We start from the raw sequence: 4,425 nt of genomic DNA, 5'->3' as shown, positions 1-4,425 counted from the left end.
GATGTGATCATCGAAGTACTGGATGCTCGTATTCCTTTCAGTAGTGAAAACCCTTTGATATCTCAAATCCGTGGTGACAAGCCAGTCGTTAAAGTCTTGAACAAGCGTGATTTGGCCGATCCTGAGTTAACTCAATTATGGATTGAGCACTTGGAGCAAGAGCAACACGTAAAAGCAATGGCGATCACGACGTCAGAACCGCAAGAAGTGCATCGAATCATGGAGCTTTGCCGTAAACTTGCCCCACACCGTGAAGAGATCGGTAAAAACATTCGTACCATGATCATGGGGATCCCAAACGTTGGGAAATCGACAATCATCAATACTCTAGCTGGTCGAACGATCGCGGTGACTGGTAACCAGCCCGCGGTAACACGTCGTCAGCAGCGCATCAACCTGCAAAATGGCATCGTTTTATCCGATACACCAGGGATTCTGTGGCCAAAAGTGGAAAACCCACACAGTGGCTTCCGTTTAGCTGCTACTGGCGCTGTAAAAGATACTGCAATGGAATACGACGAGGTTGCGTTTTACACCATTGAGTACCTAGCAGCCCACTATGCAGACAAGCTGAAAGAACGTTACCAAATCGAAGAGCTTCCTGAATCAGATATCGAGATCATGGAAGAAATTGGTCGTCGCCGTGGTGCACTACGCGCAGGTGGACGTGTGGACTTGCACAAAGTATCAGAGATTTTGTTGCACGAACTTCGCCAAGGGACACTAGGCCAAATTACACTAGAGCGCCCAGAAATGATCACTCAAGAGCTGATTGAAGTCGAGATTGAAACCGCTCGTAAAGAAGAAGAAAAAGCGAAGCGTAAAGAAGAGCGCCGCAAGCGCTATCTACGTAATAAGCGATAAACTGATATTATCTTTTCCCAATCATATTTTAAGGCGCGATTTTCGCGCTTTTTTGTTATCTAATGCGCCCATTTTTTCACTTTTCAAACTTTATATTCCTCATACAAAGTCCAGACATGAAGCACGAAAAAAAACACCGCAAAATCGCCGTATAAACTTTAAGCACAAACTAGTTTAGACCCCGGGCCCCTATAGAGTTACAGCCACCATCCAACCCTCAAATGTTGAGTTTGCAAGGGTCTGCAAACTTATGCAACCTGATTAGTGACACTCTCCCCAAAATCCGCAATATGAATAAGTGTCAGCGCTGGCGTTTTTCCATATGAAGAAGAGATTTATTATGAGTGAAACTATACAAAGCAAACCACTTCCTTCCTTTATTGAGGAACGCCTAGATTTTCATATTCAAGATCTAATTGAACCGAACGAGAACAAGAAACACCTTGTTCTTGGTAAACGTCCACCATGTAATGCCGTTGTTATGCAAAGCAATGATTACCTGGCACTGTCTCATAACAAGGAGATTCAAAACGCGCATCGTGATGCGATTTCTCAACACGATGACAACGTCGTGATGTCCGCGATTTTCTTGCAAGATGATGAGTCAAAACCTGCATTTGAAACTCAACTAGCCAGTTTTGTCGGCATGCCTAGTTGTCTGCTTTCTCAATCGGGATGGGCTGCGAATGTCGGTTTATTACAGACTATTTGTGCACCGAACATACCTGTGTATATCGACTTCTTTGCGCATATGTCTTTATGGGAAGGTGCACGTATCGCAGGAGCACAAATTCATCCGTTCATGCATAACAACACCAACCACTTACGAAAACAGATTTCACGCCATGGTTCGGGAATTATTGTTGTGGATTCGGTTTACAGCACTATCGGAACCATTGCTCCTCTACGTGATATCTACGAAATAGCACAAGAGTTTGACTGCGGCTTAGTTGTAGATGAATCGCACTCGTTAGGTACGCACGGTACGCAAGGCGCTGGGCTACTGCAAGAGCTGGATTTGACTCATATGGTGGATTTTGTAACCGTAAGTCTTGCAAAGACATTTGCTTATCGTGCTGGCGCAATTTTAGGAGCAGAAAAGCTGGCTAAGACGCTTCCATTTGTCGCGTATCCTGCCATTTTCAGCTCCACCGTGTTACCGCAAGAAATTATTCGGTTAGAAAAAACACTGGACGTCATAAAAAAAGCCGATGACAAGCGGGAGATTTTGTTTAAAAGAGCGAAGTCTCTAGCCGTTGGTTTAAAACGTATTGGGTTTACTATTCGCAGTGAATCGCAAATTATCGCGCTAGAATGTGGCAACGAAAGAAACACTGAGCGAGTTCGCGACTTTCTAGAAGAAAGGAATGTCTTTGGTGCAGTTTTCTGTCGCCCTGCAACAGGAAGAAACAAGAACATCATTCGTTTTTCTGTCAATGCGGACATGACTGCCGCCGAAGTCGATCACGTTCTTTCCGCCTGCCAAGAAGCGTTTGTTCATCCCGATCTAGAGTTTGTATAAGCTAGAGTGTAGGTAAAAATAAAGAGCTCAGCAGTTTTGCTGAGCTCTTTATCCGTATTCGCGTTATGATCAACTCGTCTCAAGATAACACAGTTGCGAGTGATTAAATCCAGTTTGCGATTTTGTCGAATAAGCGATTTTTATCCGCTGGTTTCACGATAAAGTCAGACATGCCAGAAGAGCCTATTTTGTCCAGCGTAACAGGTGAGCTATCCCCAGTATGCGCAATAATAGGTACCGACGCATAGTTTTTATCCGAGCTTCGAATTCGCCTTGAAGCTTCTACACCATCCATGATGGGCATCTCGATATCCATAAGAATGAGGTCAACGTTCTCTTGCTCTAATGTATCCAGTGCTTGCTGCCCGTCTTCTCTCTGAATCACTTCAAAGCCCTGCTTTTCGAGTAACATCGCGGTAAATTTTCGCAAAGATTCGTTATCATCTACGACCATAATTGTCCGCTTATTTGACGTATCCAAAGCCACTGAGGCGGTTGGTGTCGACACATAGCTTGAATCATACAAGAGACGGTCAATGGTTGGCTTAGTATTCAATAACCAGGCTTGAGTCTCGACCCAAATAGGCTCATATGCCGCTTTGCATGCTCTCTGTGTCGGGTGATGCTCAAAAAGATAAACGATACGAGCTTCCGTGAAGGACAAAAGAGATTCTAATCTATCTAATTGGTTTGCTCTTGCGTCCAAGCTCTCAAGGTCGATAAAAATCAGGTCGAATTCGAACTCATACTCTTTCTTTTTGAGCACTTGATTAACATCTAAGATCGTTGATTCAAAACCCATAAAACGGCTAATGTCCGTCACTTTCGACACAAGAATATCTTGATTAGTCACCGTTAGGATGGTTTTGAGTTTGGTCAAATCGTTTTTAATTTCAGTCACGATATCAGATGTGATCGGCGGGAAAGTTAACGTGAACTGAGACCACTCACCTAGCTGAGACTGGCATTCAATGTTACCTCCAAAAGAACGCATCACTTTTTTACAAAATGGCAAACCCAAACCATAGCTGCCTGACTTACCAGTTGTGTAAAAGTCCTGAAATATATTACGTAGGACATCAGGAGCAATACCAGCACCATTATCGGTTACAACGATTTGGTTTGAGTGCTCCGTGCTCGTCATGGACACATGTATGTGGAAATCTTCAGATGTGCGGTGATGGAAGGCGTTCTTGAAAAGGTTATACATAACGTATTTAAGTAAGGTATCGCTACCAAGAAAATCAAACTCACTTCTCGCATCTAGGGATATAGCAAAGCGATCCGTCGCACGCTTATAACTAAAGCTTTCAATCGCTTTTTCAACCACAAAGTGAGCAGAATGCTTTTGAAAACTGGATCGCGAGACACGGTTTTCGTCTATCGATGTCAGAAGTAAATCTATCGTCTCGTTGCCCGACTGGATGATGTTCATCGCATCCTCACTAACTTCGCGCAGCAGGGTGACATCCTCTCCGCTCATCAGATATTGGTCTTTCTCGGCTTCTTTTTTATTGGGTAAGACTGATTGGATAACATCGATTGACGTGCAAAGGCCACTTAAAGGGTTACGCATTTCATGCGCAATTCCGGCCCCGAATGACTTGGCCAACGACACTTTCGCTTCGTGCTCTACTTGGTTCCGAAAGTAGAATAAATTGCCAAATACATAAATAAAGAGAAAGATTGGCACATACGTCCAGTCCATTGTTAAATCGAGATGAAACCCTTTCGCCACCCAAGCAAAGAACGTCGCTAAACCTATTCCGGCAAAAGTTTGAGCGAACATAACTCTTGTGACATGAACCAATAGAATGTGCAAGAAAATCGCGGACATAAAGGACATGACCCAAACATTGGACCAGTCATTCATCAGTAACATATAGAAAAAGAAAAACGGTAAGCAGATCGTTATCGTCACTTGGTAGTAAATATGGATATATTTTCGCCACGTTGACGACAGGCGATTTCTAAAAATGATGCCAAAGAACAATAGTGAACAAAACAATCTGAGCGGCAAGTTTTCATAAGCCTGTGGG

At 43.6% G+C, this 4,425-nt stretch carries 3 protein-coding genes; 2 read left to right on the top strand and 1 reads right to left on the bottom strand.

The window, feature by feature from the left end:
• Both ylqF and cqsA read left to right on the top strand, forming a co-directional pair.
• A partial coding sequence (gene ylqF, locus CAG69_RS13690; RefSeq protein WP_161444696.1) for a ribosome biogenesis GTPase YlqF occupies nucleotides 1-864 on the top strand: 864 nt, incomplete at its 5' end.
• Nucleotides 865-1,204: 340 nt separating this feature from the next.
• Nucleotides 1,205-2,386 (top strand): alpha-hydroxyketone-type quorum-sensing autoinducer synthase, encoded by a 1,182-nt coding sequence (gene cqsA, locus CAG69_RS13685; protein WP_161444694.1) that lies wholly within the window; start codon nucleotides 1,205-1,207, stop codon nucleotides 2,384-2,386.
• Nucleotides 2,387-2,489: 103 nt separating this feature from the next.
• Here the strand turns inward: cqsA and CAG69_RS13680 are convergent.
• Nucleotides 2,490-4,425: hybrid sensor histidine kinase/response regulator (locus CAG69_RS13680; RefSeq protein ID WP_161444692.1), on the bottom strand; the 1,936-nt coding region annotated here is incomplete at its 5' end.

Origin of the sequence: Vibrio sp. V43_P6S15P86 (assembly GCF_009904725.1) — a bacterium.
Lineage (GTDB): Bacteria > Pseudomonadota > Gammaproteobacteria > Enterobacterales > Vibrionaceae > Vibrio > Vibrio diabolicus.
Note: the sequence above shows the minus strand (reverse complement) of the source record. Positions and strands in the feature narration are given on the sequence as shown.

Excerpts from the sequence above, each read along its gene's own strand:
- cqsA (WP_161444694.1), top strand. The coding sequence starts at position 1,205 with ATGAGTGAAACTATACAAAGCAAACCACTTCCTTCCTTTATTGAGGAA.